Origin of the sequence: Pseudomonas sp. 11/12A (assembly GCF_000800055.1) — a bacterium.
In the GTDB taxonomy this organism is placed as follows: domain Bacteria; phylum Pseudomonadota; class Gammaproteobacteria; order Pseudomonadales; family Pseudomonadaceae; genus Aquipseudomonas; species Aquipseudomonas mohnii.
In genome coordinates, this window is sequence record NZ_JUGV01000001.1 from 650,999 (window position 1) to 666,549 (window position 15,551).

At 59.0% G+C, this 15,551-nt stretch carries 13 protein-coding genes; 7 read left to right on the forward strand and 6 right to left on the reverse strand.

The features are described 5' to 3' along the window. Positions 1-35 precede the first annotated feature (35 nt). Entirely contained in the window at positions 36-827 is a 792-nt protein-coding gene (locus GQ39_RS03070) for a crotonase/enoyl-CoA hydratase family protein (RefSeq protein WP_047527195.1), read from the reverse strand. A 420-nt stretch (positions 828-1,247) separates the two neighbouring features. Here GQ39_RS03070 and GQ39_RS03075 point away from each other — a divergent pair, with 420 nt between their 5' ends. Further along, positions 1,248-2,921, forward strand: a complete 1,674-nt coding sequence (locus tag GQ39_RS03075) for a DEAD/DEAH box helicase (RefSeq protein ID WP_047527197.1) — start codon at positions 1,248-1,250, stop codon at positions 2,919-2,921. 92 nt (positions 2,922-3,013) lie between these two features. Here the strand turns inward: GQ39_RS03075 and GQ39_RS03080 are convergent, their stop codons facing one another. Then, positions 3,014-3,781, reverse strand: a complete 768-nt coding sequence (locus GQ39_RS03080) for a DODA-type extradiol aromatic ring-opening family dioxygenase (protein ID WP_047527198.1) — start codon at positions 3,779-3,781, stop codon at positions 3,014-3,016. 103 nt (positions 3,782-3,884) lie between these two features. Between GQ39_RS03080 and GQ39_RS03085 the strand changes: the two genes are divergently transcribed. Beyond that, a complete protein-coding gene (locus GQ39_RS03085; protein ID WP_047538409.1) occupies positions 3,885-4,541 on the forward strand; it encodes a thiopurine S-methyltransferase in 657 nt (218 codons plus the stop codon). Between the two features lie 62 nt (positions 4,542-4,603). On the opposite strand, the gene htpX is transcribed toward GQ39_RS03085, so the two are convergent. Together htpX and GQ39_RS03095 are read right to left on the reverse strand one after the other, a co-directional pair. Beyond that, positions 4,604-5,494: a protease HtpX gene (htpX, locus tag GQ39_RS03090; protein ID WP_047527200.1), complete on the reverse strand. Its 891-nt coding sequence runs from the start codon at positions 5,492-5,494 to the stop codon at positions 4,604-4,606. Between the two features lie 316 nt (positions 5,495-5,810). After that, a complete protein-coding gene (locus tag GQ39_RS03095) occupies positions 5,811-7,022 on the reverse strand; it encodes a pyridoxal phosphate-dependent aminotransferase (protein WP_047538412.1) in 1,212 nt (403 codons plus the stop codon). A 224-nt stretch (positions 7,023-7,246) separates the two neighbouring features. On the opposite strand from GQ39_RS03095, the gene msrB reads away from it, so the two are divergent. The 3 genes from msrB to GQ39_RS03110 all read left to right on the forward strand — a co-directional run bounded on the left by msrB (position 7,247) and on the right by GQ39_RS03110 (position 8,739). Beyond that, the gene (gene msrB / locus GQ39_RS03100) at positions 7,247-7,642 is read left to right on the forward strand and encodes a peptide-methionine (R)-S-oxide reductase MsrB (RefSeq protein WP_047527201.1); all 396 of its coding nucleotides are present in this window, start codon (positions 7,247-7,249) and stop codon (positions 7,640-7,642) included. A 153-nt stretch (positions 7,643-7,795) separates the two neighbouring features. Continuing rightward, positions 7,796-8,281, forward strand: a complete 486-nt coding sequence (locus GQ39_RS03105; protein ID WP_047527203.1) for a glutathione peroxidase — start codon at positions 7,796-7,798, stop codon at positions 8,279-8,281. Continuing rightward, on the forward strand, positions 8,278-8,739 hold the full coding sequence (locus GQ39_RS03110; protein ID WP_047527206.1) for a MarR family winged helix-turn-helix transcriptional regulator: 462 nt from the start codon (positions 8,278-8,280) through the stop codon (positions 8,737-8,739). Before GQ39_RS03105 ends, GQ39_RS03110 begins: the two co-directional genes overlap by 4 nt. On the opposite strand, the gene GQ39_RS03115 is transcribed toward GQ39_RS03110, so the two are convergent. Next, positions 8,723-11,044: a hybrid sensor histidine kinase/response regulator gene (locus tag GQ39_RS03115; protein WP_177329316.1), complete on the reverse strand. Its 2,322-nt coding sequence runs from the start codon at positions 11,042-11,044 to the stop codon at positions 8,723-8,725. The two genes, GQ39_RS03110 and GQ39_RS03115, sit on opposite strands and share 17 nt — an antisense overlap. Before the next feature lie 166 nt (positions 11,045-11,210). Here GQ39_RS03115 and GQ39_RS03120 point away from each other — a divergent pair, with 166 nt between their 5' ends. Continuing rightward, positions 11,211-12,101 (forward strand): ATP-binding protein, encoded by an 891-nt coding sequence (locus tag GQ39_RS03120; RefSeq protein WP_047527209.1) that lies wholly within the window; start codon positions 11,211-11,213, stop codon positions 12,099-12,101. Next, positions 12,098-12,580, forward strand: a complete 483-nt coding sequence (locus GQ39_RS03125) for a GAF domain-containing protein (protein WP_047527211.1) — start codon at positions 12,098-12,100, stop codon at positions 12,578-12,580. Before GQ39_RS03120 ends, GQ39_RS03125 begins: the two co-directional genes overlap by 4 nt. Here the strand turns inward: GQ39_RS03125 and GQ39_RS03130 are convergent, their stop codons facing one another. Further along, a complete protein-coding gene (locus GQ39_RS03130; RefSeq protein WP_047527213.1) occupies positions 12,581-15,526 on the reverse strand; it encodes an HD domain-containing phosphohydrolase in 2,946 nt (981 codons plus the stop codon). It lies immediately after the preceding gene. Positions 15,527-15,551: the final 25 nt, after the last annotated feature.

Sequence of the window (15,551 nt, forward strand, 5' to 3'; positions counted from 1 at the left end):
TGCTCGCGATGGGGCCATGGAGGCCAACACACATTTCACATGCCTTTGAAGACTCCGGGGCGCCGCTCCACCAACGACAAAACACCCTCCCGGGCATCCTCGCTGCTCATCAGCTTCTTCACCAGCGCCGGCAACCCTTGCGCGGCCACCGTTTCCCCTTCATAACGCGCCTGCCGGGCCGACATCAATGTCGCCTGAACCCCGAGTGGCGCCTGCCGGGCAATTCGCTCGGCCAGCTCGATTGCCCGTGGCAGCAAATCCTCGCTGGCCATGACTTCCTGCACCAGCCCCAGATGCAAGGCATCATGGGCATCGAACTCATCCCCGGTCAGCATCCAGCGCATCGCGTTCCCCCAGCCGGCGACTTGATGCAGGCGCAGGGTGGCGCCTCCAAAGGGGAAAATGCCGCGTTGCACCTCCATTTGCGCAAAACGGGTGTTGCTGGCGCACAGGTTGATATCGGCGGCCAGCATCAACTCGATGCCAATCGTCAGGCAGTAGCCCTGAGCGGCGACAATCACCGGTTTGTTGACCCTCGGACCGGCGAACACGCCCCACGGATCGCAGCCGCCGGGTGGTGCCTGCCAGCCTTCGGTCAACGTGGCGCTGGCATTGACCAGGTCCAGTCCGGCGGTGAAATGCTCGCCATGACCGAAGACCACCGCCACCCGCGCTTCGGTGTCAGCCTCGAACTCGCCGTACGCCAGGCTCAATTCGTTGAGCAAGTCGAGATCGAAGGCGTTGCGTTTGGCGACCCGATCCAGGCCGATCATCAGGACATGACCACGCTTTTCACGGCTCACGCGGCTGGTGTTGAGCTCTTTCATGGTGCATTTCCTCGGGCGGGAAGGGGAGTCAGACCGACGGTCTGCCTGTTCAAGATGAACCGTTTTAGCGCCAGCGCCCGCATGGCCGGGCCTTTGAAAAATAGACGCTCGCCTGATTATCCGCAAAGCCTGTGACAGAACGCCGTGCACAGGAGTTTTGCGATAAAAAAAGCTCCCTTTTTCAGCAAATTCCGGTATAGTACGCGCCGGCCTTTAGCCGGGCCGCGTTTAGGTAGAGCAATTCCCCGAAGTCAGCTTCGGCTGCACGTCCGCATCGCGGACTCTTCCTTGACGATTCTTTTCATTCATTCGTTTTCGCAAATCCCCGCCGACAAAGCTGCCAGGGCGACTCTTGAGTCTCAACACGGCACGCGCAGCTTTGGAGCATGGGTCTTTGCGGATGCACTTAGAGGCAGACCCATGACCCAGGAAACCGGCGGCTTCGCCGCTTTTAATCTTAATCCGAATATTCTTGCAGCCGTCACCGCGACTGGCTACGAAGAGCCATCGGCTATTCAGCAGCAATCGATCCCGATCATCATGGCCGGTCACGACATGATTGGTCAGGCGCAAACCGGTACGGGTAAAACCGCCGCGTTCGCCCTGCCGATCCTGCATCGCATCGATCCTGCAAAGCGCGAGCCGCAAGCCCTGATCCTGGCCCCAACTCGTGAGTTGGCGCTACAAGTTGCAACCGCTTTCGAAACCTACGCCAAGCAAATGCCGGGCGTGACTGTTGTGGCTGTCTACGGCGGCGCGCCGATGGGCCCACAGCTGAAAGCAATCCGTAATGGCGCACAGATCGTTGTCGCCACTCCGGGCCGTCTGTGCGACCACCTGCGTCGTGACGAAAAAGTATTGGCGACCGTGAACCATCTGGTTCTCGACGAAGCCGACGAAATGCTCAAGCTGGGCTTCATGGACGACCTGGAAGTTATCTTCAAGGCTCTGCCTGCAACCCGTCAGACCGTATTGTTCTCGGCCACCTTGCCGCAATCGATCCGTGCCATTGCCGAACGCCACCTGCGCGATCCGCAACACGTGAAGATCCAGACCAAGACCCAGACCGTTACCGCGATCGAACAGGCTCACCTGTTGGTTCACGCTGACCAGAAGACTTCTGCCGTTCTCAGCTTGCTGGAAGTGGAAGATTTCGATGCGCTGATCATGTTCGTGCGTACCAAGCAAGCGACCCTGGACCTGGCCAGCGCCCTGGAAGCCAAAGGCTACAAAGCCGCTGCGCTGAACGGTGACATTGCCCAGAACCAGCGTGAGCGCGTGATCGACTCCCTCAAGGATGGCCGTCTGGACATCGTTGTGGCGACCGACGTTGCTGCTCGTGGCCTGGACGTTCCGCGCATCACTCACGTGTTCAACGTTGACATGCCGTACGATCCAGAGTCCTACGTTCACCGTATCGGCCGTACCGGCCGTGCCGGTCGCGAAGGTCGTGCGCTGTTGCTGGTGACTCCACGTGAGCGCCGCATGCTGCAGGTCATCGAGCGTGTAACCGGTCAGAAAGTTGCCGAAGTTCGCCTGCCGGACGCTCAAGCCGTTCTGGATGCGCGCATCAAGAAACTGACCAACAGCCTGTCGCCGCTGGTGGCTGAAGCTGAATCGACCCATGGTGAACTGCTGGATCGCCTGACTGCCGATATCGGTTGCAGCCCGCGTGCCTTGGCCGCAGCCCTGCTGCGCAAGGCTACCAACGGTCAAGCGCTGAACCTGGCCGCTATCGAGAAAGAGCGTCCACTGGTGCCGAACAACGCACCGCGTGGCGATCGTCCAGAGCGTTCCGGTGATCGTCCTGAGCGTGGTGACCGCGAGCGTCGCGCACCAATGCCTCTGGCCGAAGGTCGTGCTCGTTGCCGTACCGCGCTGGGCGCGCGTGATGGTATCGCGGCCAAGAACCTGCTGGGCGCCATCCTCAATGAAGGTGGCCTGGCTCGTGAAGCCATCGGTCGCATCCAGGTTCGTGACAGCTTCAGCCTCGTTGAGCTGCCGGAAGATGGTCTGGAGCGTCTGCTGACCAAGCTGAAGGACACTCGCGTTGCCGGTAAGCAGTTGAAGCTGCGTCGCTACCGCGAAGATTGATCCGCTTTCGGGCTGATTGATCGCACATAAAAAATCCCCGACTGGTTCGGGGATTTTTTTTGTCCGGATGGCAGGGCGACTTGGTGTACCGGTCAGCCGAAACGATAGATGTCCATGCCCAGTGCACCCATCGTGAATCCTTGGTGGGCGATGCTGAAATCCCCTCCGGCCGAGCGGGCAAAGTACAGCGGCAGCAGGTGTTCATCGCTGGGATGATTGCGCACGGCATTGGGTGCCCGTTGGCGATAATCGTTCAGGGCTGCCTCGTCGTTGGCCGCAAGCTTTTCGACCATCCAGTCCCGGAACGCCTGTGCCCACGGCTCCACGCTCTCAGGGCCGGCATGCCAATCCAGTTCTCGCAGGTTATGGGTGATGCTGCCGGAGCCGATCAGCAGTACGCCGTGCTGGCGCAGGCTGCTCAGCGCCTGTCCGACGTGGGCCTGCAGGGCAGGGCCGCCACGGGTTGGCAGTGAAACCTGAACAATCGGGATGTCCGCCTGCGGATACATCAATGACAGCGGAACCCAGACACCATGATCGAAAGGTCGGTTGGAATCGATGCGGGCGGGAAGATTACTGGCCTTCAACAGTTCGACGACTTCGGCTGCCAGCTGTGGATCGCCGGGTGCCGGGTACTCGACTTCAAACAAGGCTTTAGGGAAACCGCCGAAATCATGCCAGGTATCAGGTCGTGGATTACCGCTGACCAACAGTTCATTGCTTTCCCAGTGCGCGGAAACAATCACGATGGCTTTGGGTTTTGGCAACTCGGCCGCCAGGCGAGCCAGGGCAGGCCCGCTGGCACCGGGTTCCAGGGCGAGCATCGGGGAACCATGGGATATGTACAGGCTGGGGAACATGAACGAGCTCCGGAGAGTTAAGATGGCACCATCTTCTGTCAGATCATTGATCTAAATCTAATATAAGTTTTAGGGTGTTTTGATCGAATTTTTGGGGTTACTTATGCAGCCGGAGTTTTGGCACAAGAAGTGGGCGTCGAATCAGATCGGCTTTCACTTGCCGCAAGTGAATCCTTATCTTCAACGGTTCTGGCCAGCGTTGGGCCTGGAAGAGGGCAGTCGCGTTCTGGTGCCCTTGTGTGGGAAGAGTCTGGATGTGTTGTGGCTCGCTCATCAGGGGCACGAGGTTCTGGGCGTCGAACTGTCGGAAAAAGCCATCGAGGACTTTTTCAGCGAGCATCACTTTGACCCCGCTGTGAGCGAGCAGGGGCCGTTCAAGGTTTATCGCGCAGGCTCTATCGAGCTTTGGTGCGGTGACTTCTTCGAGCTGACAGCCGGCGATGTGGCTGATTGCTCTGCGCTTTATGACCGGGCCGCATTGATTGCGCTTCCGCCATCAATGCGCGAGCAATATGCCACGCATTTGAAGCGGATCCTGCCCAAGGATTGCCATGGGCTTTTGATCACCCTCGATTATGACCAGGCTCAAATGGACGGCCCACCGTTTGCCGTGCTGGATGACGAAGTGCAGCGAATGTTTGGCCAGGCATGGTCGCTAAAAATCCTGGAGGATCAGGATGTGCTGAGCGAGAGCGGGAAATTTCTGGAGGCGGGGGTTACCCGGCTTGAGGAGCGGGTGTATCGGGTGTCCACCCGGTAATCCGTGAAGACCCAAAAAAAGGCCCGCATCACTGCGGGCCTTCTTGTTTGCCACGGAGTCTCTTAGCCCCGGCGACGAGCCAGCGCATCGATACGCTCTTCCAGCGGCGGGTGGCTCATGAACATGCGGGCGAAGCCCTGTTTGATGCCACCGTTGATGCCGAAAGCATTCAGGGTGTCCGGCATGTGCACGGGCAGCCCCTGTTCCGCACGCAAGCGTTGCAGGGCGCCGATCATCGCAGCCGTACCGGCAAGTTGTGCACCGGCTTCGTCGGCGCGGAACTCGCGTTTGCGCGAGAACCACATGACGATGGCGCTGGCGAGGATACCCAGCACCAGTTCGGCGAAGATGGTCGCCACGTAGTAGGCGATGCCCTGACCTTCTTCGTTCTTGAAGATCACCTTGTCGACGAAGTTACCGATAATCCGTGCGAAGAACATTACGAAGGTGTTCACCACGCCCTGGATCAGTGCCAGCGTGACCATGTCGCCATTGGCCACGTGGCCGATTTCGTGGGCCAGTACGGCTTTCACTTCATCGGGCGAGAATCGTTCGAGCAAACCCTGGCTGACCGCGACCAGAGCGTCGTTCTTGTTCCAGCCGGTGGCGAAGGCGTTCGCTTCGTAGGCTGGGAAAATCCCGACTTCGGGCATCTTGATCCCGGCTTCGCGGGACAATTGCTCGACGGTTTGCAGTAGCCATTGTTCGTGACGAGTGCGTGGCTGGGTAATGATCTGGGTGCTGGTGCTCATCTTCGCCATCCACTTGGAGATGAACAGCGAGAACAGGGAACCGGCGAAACCAAAGACCGCACAGAAAATCAGCAGCTGATTGAGGTTGAGATCAACCCCGTTGGCCGCCATGAACCCGTTGAAGCCGAAAAGGCTCAGGGTGATGCTGGCAATCAGCACGACCGCCAGGTTAGTGGCCAAAAACAGCAGGATGCGCATCATGGTTGTAGAAATCTCCTTTTGCTAAAGATGTAGCGTACTGCGGGGTATATAAGGTGCTGCACCGGGGTATTCAACCAAGTGACTATTTCAAACTGTGTCTTACGGCATCAGCTTAGCTGCTTGAAGGGCATTTCCGATGGTTCGGCAGGAAGAGTTTGTAGGTCATTGGACGCCCCGAGCCCCGTAGCCGCTAGTCGTAGGCCGGCAAGTGGGTACAGGTGTGGGGTTGATACGTCGGTGAGCCGCAGGACGCAAGCATATGTTGCTGAATGAATCACCGTGCGACCCGTCAGGGCGTCGCACGGTGAAAATTCGCTTATTGGCGATAGGACTTCAGGAAGTTGCCAATGCGCCCGATGGCCATGTCCAGATCATCCACGCGCGGCAGGGTGACAACGCGGAAATGGTCAGGCCATGGCCAGTTGAAGGCCGTGCCTTGCACCACCAGCAGCTTCTCGGAGAGCAGCAGGTCGAGGACAAATTTCTCGTCGTTGTGAATCGGGCAGACTTTCGGATCAATGCGCGGGAACGCATACAGCGCGCCCATTGGCTTGACGCAGCTCACGCCCGGAATGTCGTTGAGCAGTTCCCAGGTGCGGTTGCGCTGCTCCAGCAGGCGTCCTGGCGGCAACACCAGATCGTTGATGCTCTGATATCCCCCCAGTGCGGTCTGGATCGCATGCTGGCTCGGCACGTTGGCGCACAGGCGCATGTTGGCCAGCATATCGATGCCTTCGATGTAGCTCTGGGCATGGTGTTTGGGGCCGGATATGGCGATCCAGCCGGAACGGAAGCCGGCCACCCGATAGGACTTGGACAGACCGTTGAAGGTCAGGCACAGCAGGTCTGGCGCCAGGGACGCCGTGCAGATGTGCACGGCGTCGTCGTACAGGATCTTGTCGTAGATCTCGTCGGAGAACACCACCAGATTATGCTGGCGGGCCAGTTCCAGCATGCCCAGCAGCACTTCTTTCGAGTACACCGCACCGGTGGGGTTGTTCGGGTTGATGATCACCAGCGCCTTGGTATTCGGGGTGATCTTGGCCTTGATATCGGCCAGGTCCGGCCACCAGTTGGCCTGCTCGTCGCACAGATAGTGCACCGGGCTTCCGCCCGACAGGCTGACCGCGGCGGTCCACAGCGGGTAGTCCGGCGCCGGGACCAGCACTTCGTCACCATTGTTGAGCAGGGCCTGCATCGACATCACGATCAGTTCGGAAACGCCGTTGCCCAGGTAGATGTCTTCAATGCCGACACCTTCCACCTGCTTCTGTTGGTAGTACTGCATGACGGCCTTGCGTGCGCTGAACAGGCCTTTGGAATCGCTGTAACCCTGGGCGGTGGGCAGGTTGCGGATGACGTCCTGGAGGATTTCGTCCGGCGCTTCGAAACCAAAGGGCGCCGGGTTGCCGATGTTCAGCTTGAGGATGCGATGGCCTTCCTCTTCCAGGCGTTTGGCGTGCTTGAGCACTGGGCCGCGAATGTCGTAGCAGACGTTGGCGAGCTTGTTCGATTTGCTGACCTGCATGGCGATGTGTTCCCGAAAATGAACGATCCAGGCGGCGAATGACCAACCGTACTGGGAATCCTGCGTAATCACAGGTCTGAAGCCTTGAGAGGCAGCACCCATAAATCCGTTTGAATGCGCGTGGTCTGGCTGCCAGACTGGCGTTTGACGAGGCGCAATCATACGTGCCGCCCGATCCGTGGAAAAGATACAGATCGGGCTTTTTCAGCTGCTGAGGTGTGACGATGGAAAAGTTGGAAAAAACCCTGGAAGAATGGAAAGCCATGCTCGATCCGGAGCAGTACAACGTATGCCGGCTCAAGGGCACCGAGCGCCCGTTCTCCGGCAAGTACAACGACACCAGGACCGACGGTGTCTACCACTGCATCTGCTGCAACGAACCGTTGTTCGACTCCAGGACCAAATTCGATTCCGGCTGCGGTTGGCCAAGCTTCTACGCACCGATCGCCGACAGCGCCATGATCGAGATTCGTGACGTCAGCCACGGCATGATCCGCACTGAAGTGGTCTGCGCCAGATGCGATGCGCACCTGGGACACGTATTTCCAGATGGCCCGCCACCGACCGGCCTGCGTTATTGCATCAATTCGGTGTGCCTGGACCTCGTCCCTCGAGACTGAACCGGGGCGTGGGGATGCCCTGCAGGCGCTGACAAGCCAGCGCCTGCAGGTTCGGGTTCTACCGAACGAGCAGCGTCGATTGATTAATTAAATTGCACACAATTCAATTGCTCGCTACTTTATGTTCACTTCCCTTCAATCGGTACCTCGAACATGAGCGATAACCTGCTGAGCATCCCTTGCACCACCATCAAGGGCGAGCAAAAGACCTTGGCGGATTTCGCCGGTAAAGCCGTGCTGGTGGTCAACACCGCGAGCAAGTGCGGTTTCACGCCTCAGTACAAAGGCCTTGAAGAGCTGTGGCAGACCTACAAGGATCAAGGCCTGGTCGTGCTGGGCTTTCCCTGCAATCAATTCGGCAAGCAGGAGCCGGGCAACGAAGGAGCGATCAGCGAGTTCTGTGAGCTCAACTACGGCGTGAGTTTCCCGCTGTTCAAGAAAATCGACGTCAACGGTGCCGGTGCTCACCCACTGTTCGTCCAGTTGAAAAAACGCGCGCCGGGCGTGCTCGGCTCTCAGGGCATCAAGTGGAATTTCACCAAGTTCCTGATCGGCAAGGACGGCCAGTTGGTCAAGCGTTTCGCTCCGGCGACCAAGCCGCAGGACCTGAGCCGCGAGATTGAAGCCTTGCTCAAATGAACAGCTTGTCAGTCGATTCGCTGAATCTCGACAGCCAGCTCTGCTTCAAGCTATACGCCGCTTCCCGTGCAGTGATTCGTGCTTACAAGCCGATGCTCGATCAGTTGGGTCTGACTTATCCGCAATATCTGGTCATGCTGGTGTTGTGGGAATGGCAGGAAAAAGCACCCGAACAGCCGACGGTCAAAGCGCTGGGCGAGCGCCTGGCCCTGGATTCGGGCACGCTGACTCCGCTGCTCAAGCGCCTGGAGCAGTTGCAACTTGTGCAGCGTCAGCGCTCGGCGCGGGATGAGCGTGAGGTGCACCTGAGCCTGTCGCCAACCGGCCTGGCGCTGCGCGATCGGGTCGGGCCACTGAAGGCTCGCCTGCTTTGCGACAGCGGTGTGGATCTGGATCGATTGAATCAGCTGCGCGATGGCCTCGATCATCTGTTGGGGCAAATCAAGACACTGTCGTAAGGGGGATCCACACGTCGAGCAGGGCAGCCAGTTCTTCCCGGCTGAAGGGTTTGGCCAGGTAGTCGCTCATACCTGCAGCACGACATCGTTCGCGTTCCTCGGACATGGCGTTGGCGGTCAGGGCGACGATGGGAAGTTGTGGCCAGCGTCCGCTGCGGCGGATTTGCCGGCTGGCTTCATAGCCGTCCATCACCGGCATGTTGCAGTCCATCAGCACCAGATCGAATTCCTTGTACTCCAGTTGATCCAGCGCCTCGGCACCGTGGGCAGCGACGGTGACATCGCAGCCGAGTTTCCCGAGCATGCCTTTGGCCACCAGTTGGTTGACCGGGTTGTCCTCAACCAGCAGCACCCGTCCGCGTCGTTGCGGTGAGTGGGTGTCGATATGGGGGGCATTGACGATGCTGGTATCCGGTTGAAGGATTCGTCGTAAGGTCTGGTGCAGTGCGTTGCGTGCCAAGGGGCGTGCCTGTTGTTGCAGGGGGGCGAGGGCGCTGACCTGATCGCTGGGCATGAAACTGCCGTAAGCGGTCACCAGTAAAATTGGCGCGGTGAAAGTGGGACGCAGGTTGAACAGGCATTCGGGGCAATCGGTAATCAGCACATCGGGCGCCAATCCGGTCAATGGGTCATCGATGGCGCACTGATGATATTCAACCCCCCATCCTGGCAACAAGCTGCCGAGCAATTCCGCCAAACCGCTGCTGGCCGCAGTGATTGCAACCACTCTGCCTTGCAGCGCCGGGATGGCGAGTGCCCGGGTGTGACGGGGGAGTGGCAATTCTGCGCAGAACTGGCTGCCGAAACCCGCTTCCGAACTGATGGTGAGGCGGCCCTGCATGGCTTCGCAGAGATTGTAGGTCAGGGCCAGCCCCAACCCGGTGCCGCCAAATTGCCGGGTGATGCCGGCACCGGCTTGAGTGAAGGGCTGGAAAATCTTGACTTGTGCGTCCTGCGGGATACCGATGCCCGTATCGCAGACCTCGATTCTGACGCCGTCGTCAGAGGTCGACAGACGCACATCGACGCGGCCGAATCGGGTGAATTTGAGCGCATTGGACAGCAAGTTGCTGACGATTTGCCGGACCCGGGTCGGATCGCCGAGCACCAGCGCCGGAAACTGCGGTTCGATCAGGCAGGTCAGTTCGACACTCGGCGCGGCGTTCTGCGACAGCAGGTTGGCGGTGTCTTCGATCAGCGAGGCGAGGTCGAACGGGATGTGTTCGAGTTCCAACTGACCGGCATCGAACTTCGACAGATCAAGGATATCGTTGAGCAACTCCACCAAAACCTTGCCCGAGTCATGGGCGATGGACAGTTGTTGCTGTTGCTCGGGATTCAACGGGCCATCGAGGGACAGCGCGATCATTCCCAGCAGGCCATTGAGGGGCGTGCGAATTTCATGACTCATGTTGGCCAGGAACGCCGAGCGTGCTTCAGCCATGTCCAGGGCAGTGCTGCGAGCGGTTTCCAGTTCCTGGTTGGACTGGCTGAGCCGCGCATTGATCGCCTTGAGTTCCGCCGTGCGGGCCGAGACGATGTTTTCCAATTGGCCGAGATAGTCGGTCAGGCGGTTTTCGGCGTTGCGCCGCTGCTGGATTTCGGTGGCGACATTTTCAAACTGCTGGTTGGCCACTTTCACCAGTACGCCGATTTCATCGTCGGCGTGCCCCGCCGGACATTCCAGTGACGTCGGCTCCATACTGCGCGAATCGCGGCCACTGAGTTCGTGGATCAGGCGCACCAATGGTTTGGTCAGCATCACGTAGAACAGCGCCAGCAGGATGCCCGACAGGATCAGACTGCGGGCGAAGCCATTAAGCAGGGTCACCTCGGCCCGACGCAGGAAACGGTAGCCGAAGGAGTAAGTGTCGACGTCCAGTTGCAGCGTGCCAAGGGATTCGTTCGGCAAGTGATCCAGATACAAGCGGTCTTCGAACTGGCGATCGGCACCAAACAGGAAGTCGCTGAGCACCCGATAGCCGCTTTGCAAGCCCGGGCGTTTGACGTTGGCCAGCACGTTGCCGTTGTTGTCCGTCAGTTTCGCGCCGATGATTGCGGGTGAGCGCAGCAGGCCCAGTGTCAGTTCCTGAGCCAGTTCGGCATCAATGTTATAGGCGATGCGGGACGCGGGGTTGTGGCTGATTTCCAGTAAAGACTGTATTTCGCGGTTGATGGAAGCGTCTTCACTGGCATAATCGATGCCTATTTGCAGCAGGCTGAGCAGCATGCCCAGAATGAAACCGACCAGCACGGTAAGCCGCGCCTGTTTGTAAGACAGTCGGTTGGTGAATTTAATGTCCATGGGGTGTTGAACCACTTCCGTTTCCCTTCGCTGCTCAAGCATAGTCGATCATGCATGGATTCCGATGTGCCTGGCGAGCCCTTGCACACGGGGCTAACCGCTCATCGACCACCATGTTTCGTCGCTGTATCGCCATCATTACTGTGAACGTGCCCGAGGAAAAGACGTGGATTCCCGATTGAATGCTTTTCTTGAACGCGCCGATGCCGTTCTGGCTCGTATCGAGCCACTGTTGCCCACCCCTCGGCATGCCATCGACTGGACTCAGAGCCTGGCGGCGCGCTGGCAGCGTGAGGGTCGCAGCGGCTTTCTGTTGCCCCTGGAAGTCAGTCTCGACATGCGTCTTTCCGACCTGATCGGCGTCGATCGCCAAGTGGAGCAACTGGGGCGCAATACCCAACAGTTCCTTGATGGCATGCCGGCCAACCACGCATTGCTCTGGGGCTCGCGCGGTACCGGTAAATCCTCGCTGATTCGCGCCTTGCTGGCCGAGCACGCCAAGGCGGGTTTGCGTCTGATCGAAATCGAGCGCGATCACCTGGCCGATTTGCCGCGAGTCGTCGAACAAATCGCCAAACTGCCGCAACGTTTCGTGTTGTTCTGTGATGACCTGTCGTTTGAGTCGGGCGAAGGTGATTACCGCGTACTCAAGAGCGTACTCGACGGTTCGCTTGAGCAAGCACCGGATAATGTTTTGCTATACGCCACGTCCAACCGTCGCCACCTGGTGCCGGAAAAGGAAAGCGATAACGAAAACTGGAAGCGAGTCGACGGCGAACTGCATCCCAGCGAGGCGGTGGAAGACAAGATCGCGCTCTCGGACCGCTTCGGACTGTGGCTGTCGTTCTATCCGTTCACCCAGGAGCATTTCCTCAACGTGGTCGAACACTGGATCGGCCAACTGGCGGACAAGGCCGGCCTCAAGTGGCAACGCGACGAGCAACTGGACATCCTTGCGGTGCGTTGGGCCACCGGGCGCGGGAATCGTAACGGACGTTGCGCGTATCAATTTGCCCGCTATTGGGTTGGGCTGAAACTGTTGGAGCACAAGGCATGATCGATATACACAAGAGCGGCCAGGGCCTCGAAGGCTATGGCATGCTGCGCGCGCAGCTTGAGTCGTTGCTGGCGGACGAGCGGGACTTCATCGCCAATGCCGCACAGTTTTCGGCCTTCCTGTTCAATCAGCTCGATAACCTGAACTGGGCCGGCTTCTATCTCAATCGCAATGAAGAGCTGGTGCTGGGCCCGTTTCAGGGGCAGATCGCTTGCGTGCGGATCCCGTTCGGCCGCGGCGTTTGCGGAACGGCGGCAGCGACCTTGCAGAGTCAACGGGTCGAAGACGTGCATGCGTTTGCAGGGCATATCGCCTGTGACAGCGCATCGAACAGCGAACTGGTCGTGCCGCTGATCAAGGACGGTCGTTTGATCGGCGTACTGGACCTCGACAGCCCGAAACTGGCGCGTTTCACCGCAGAGGATCAGGCCGGCATCGAGAAACTGGCAGCGATTTTCCTGCGCCTGACCGATTGCTGATCAAACCCGCAAGCCTGCCTTGATCAGCAGGCTTGACGCATCGACCGCATCGATTTGCCGTGGGTTGAGAAAACGCTCGGCGTACCGCAGATAGATGTGGTCGTTGATGAACAACCCGAATAATTCCGGATCGAGGTGAGCGTCCCGGCACATGTTGGCCATGATGCCCAGCGCTTCGCTCAGGGATTTGGCTTTCTTGTAGGGGCGGTCGGCAGCGGTCAGCGCCTCGAAAATATCGGCAATCGCCATCATCCGCGCCGGCAGGCTCATGTCTTCGCGCTTCAAGCGTTTGGGATAACCGGTGCCGTCCATTTTTTCATGATGGCCTCCGGCGATTTCCGGAACGTTGCGCAGGTGGCCGGGGAAGGGCAGGTGGTTGAGCATCAGGATCGTCTGCACCATGTGATGATTGATGATGTAGCGCTCTTCGTTCGTCAGGGTGCCTCGGGGAATGCTCAGGTTGTAGAGCTCGCCGCGATTGTATTTGTAGCGCGGCACATCGAGCTTGAATCCCAAGGGATTGTCCGGGCCAATGAGTTCGGCGTCGATGCGTTCGAACAAATGCTCGGGTTTGTCCGCCAGCAGCGGTTCGCTGACTGGCAATGTCGGTGCCGGGGTGCGTTCCTGCCGCCGGTTCTCTTCCCAGGAAACGCCCAACCGGTCATCCAGGGTTCGGGTCCAGGTGCGTTGTCCAATGCTGCGTAGTCGTTGCAGGTCGGCTTCTGCCATCGCTTCACCGCCAAGGTTGCACCGGGCAATAAAGGCGAAATCATCATCGAGCGCCGTCAGCGTGGCATCGCGCAATAGCGACAGGTCTTGCTCGTCCCCCCCCATTGCAACGGCTTGCCAATAGCGGACCCAGGCATCGCGCTTGAGCACTTCGAAACGGGTGCGGATTTCGTGGATGCGGTCGTTCAACGTTTCCAGTTTCGTGGCTTTATCGACGACGTATTCAGGTGTGGTGACCTTGCCACAGTCATGCAACCAGGCTGCAATGTGCAGCGCCTCCCATTCATCCTCGGTGGGGCGATAACCGCTGAAGGCTGGATCCTGACTGGCCGCGGCAGCCTGGGCAATCATCAGTGCCAGGGCCGGTACTCGCTGGCAATGCCCTCCGGTGTAGGGGCTTTTGGCGTCAATCGCGCCGGCCAGCAGTTTAATGAAGGCATCCAGCAGGTTTTTTTGTCGGGCTTGCAGGCGCTGGCTTTCAATACTCACGGCTGCCGCACCGGACACCGCCTGCAGAAACGCGATACGGTCGGGCCGGAGTTTTTCCAGGTCACTCTGGTTACCGCTGTCGGCCAATAAAAACACCAGCAGGCCCACGGTTTCGTTATGACGATTGTGCAAGCGGATACCGATCAGATGAACCCGAGGGCAAGCCAGTGCGAGCAACACTTTTTGCAAATCCCCCGCTTGTTCGAAGCCGAAATGGCTGACGACATTGTCGGCGGTCGAAAGCTGTTGCATCCAGGCTGGAGTTTTCGGGTCTTGAAGATCATGCCCGTGGATATCGAATGACGACAGCGTTTCAGCGGTGTCATTGATGACCAGACCCTGGGGCTCCATGCGATCACCGTCTCCTTCGCGCAGGTAAATCAGACCGGCCTGGGCCTGGCCGATTTTTACGGTTTCAAATAACACCCGCTCCATCAGCGGCGCAAAACGGGTCTCGGCGCTCAGGCTGTCGGTGATCTGGAAGAAGCTTGCCAGCGTGTCTTTCATGCGCGCCATCGACACGCTCAGTTGATCGACTTCCAGCACCGGGGAGCGACGGGAAACCGGGAAATTGAAGTCGAAGCTGCGAATCGCATCCGCTTCCTGTACCAACGCGCGCAGGGGTTTGACCAACACCCTCGACGTCAGCCATCCCAGAGGAACGCACAACAGTAGTGTCGCCAGAGTAATCAGCGCACCTTGCCAGCGCATGCGGTAGGCATCGGTCAGCAATTCGTCTTCCGGCACCAGCAGTGCCAACTGCAGACCTTGGGGACCGCCTTCCTGCATGTTGCTGCGGGCCACGATCCATTGGCGACCGCCGACATTCAAACGATTGCCCGCGGGGGGGCTGTTGAGCAGAGCGCCGAGGCTGGGGCTCAGGTCGGCGGCCTTGATCAGACGCGCCGTTTGGTCGTCGACGATCAGACGACTGCTGTCGGGATACGCGATGGCATTGCCTTGGGCATCGAACAGCACGATCTCGGTGGCGGGCGTCACTACATGTTTGGCCAGGGTGGCGCTGAGTTCCTCCAGGGTCAGGTCGGCGCCCATCACGGCATGGTCGCCGCTGCGCAGGGCCAGCGTGGTGCCGACGTTGTGGGTAGAGAAAAAAACATAGGGTTCGGTGGTGATCTGGGTGCTGTCGCGGCTGGCGCTGGAAAACCAGGCGCGGCTACGTGGGTCGTAGGTGTCGGCGGGGTCTTCGTGACGACCGATGAGGGTCAGGTCCTGATCGAAAAACAACGATTGGGAATGAGCCTGACCGCGGGTGTCTCTCTCGATGCTCCACACTTGGTAAGCCGCTGCTTCCGGGGCGTTGAGCAGCATTTTCAGCTGAGGGGCGCGCAGCGGGCGAACCATGAAAAAATCACCATTGCCATAGCCCAGATACAGGGATGCCAGATCCGGGTTATCCCGCAGCGACTGACTGAAGGGTTTGAGCAGCGCCAGTCGTTGCTGAAGGTCGGAACCTTGCACGGCGGGGTTGAGCACCAACAAGCTGAGCAGATGGCGAATCGGCTCGTAGGTAGCCTGCAGATCCAGGCGGACATCCTGCTCGATGCGATTGAAGAGTTTTTCGCTGCTGGAAAGAATGATCTGCGTGGTTTGACGGTAATTGAAAATGCCCAACACCACCCCGGTCAGCAACAACAGCAGGGTGAACATCACACTGATATGAACGTGCAGGGGAAACCGCCGTTGATCCGGGCGCAGTGGGTTGGGCATGCAGTTCACTCCATGATGGTTAACG

Bases quoted from the DNA above. Each gene is read 5' to 3' on its own strand.
- GQ39_RS03070 (WP_047527195.1), bottom strand. From the start codon at position 827: ATGAAAGAGCTCAACACCAGCCGCGTGAGCCGTGAAAAGCGTGGTCAT.
- GQ39_RS03075 (WP_047527197.1), top strand. From the start codon at position 1,248: ATGACCCAGGAAACCGGCGGCTTCGCCGCTTTTAATCTTAATCCGAAT.
- GQ39_RS03080 (WP_047527198.1), bottom strand. From the start codon at position 3,781: ATGTTCCCCAGCCTGTACATATCCCATGGTTCCCCGATGCTCGCCCTG.
- GQ39_RS03085 (WP_047538409.1), top strand. From the start codon at position 3,885: ATGCAGCCGGAGTTTTGGCACAAGAAGTGGGCGTCGAATCAGATCGGC.
- htpX (WP_047527200.1), bottom strand. From the start codon at position 5,494: ATGATGCGCATCCTGCTGTTTTTGGCCACTAACCTGGCGGTCGTGCTG.
- GQ39_RS03095 (WP_047538412.1), bottom strand. From the start codon at position 7,022: ATGCAGGTCAGCAAATCGAACAAGCTCGCCAACGTCTGCTACGACATT.
- msrB (WP_047527201.1), top strand. From the start codon at position 7,247: ATGGAAAAGTTGGAAAAAACCCTGGAAGAATGGAAAGCCATGCTCGAT.
- GQ39_RS03105 (WP_047527203.1), top strand. From the start codon at position 7,796: ATGAGCGATAACCTGCTGAGCATCCCTTGCACCACCATCAAGGGCGAG.
- GQ39_RS03110 (WP_047527206.1), top strand. From the start codon at position 8,278: ATGAACAGCTTGTCAGTCGATTCGCTGAATCTCGACAGCCAGCTCTGC.
- GQ39_RS03115 (WP_177329316.1), bottom strand. From the start codon at position 11,044: ATGGACATTAAATTCACCAACCGACTGTCTTACAAACAGGCGCGGCTT.
- GQ39_RS03125 (WP_047527211.1), top strand. From the start codon at position 12,098: ATGATCGATATACACAAGAGCGGCCAGGGCCTCGAAGGCTATGGCATG.
- GQ39_RS03130 (WP_047527213.1), bottom strand. From the start codon at position 15,526: ATGCCCAACCCACTGCGCCCGGATCAACGGCGGTTTCCCCTGCACGTT.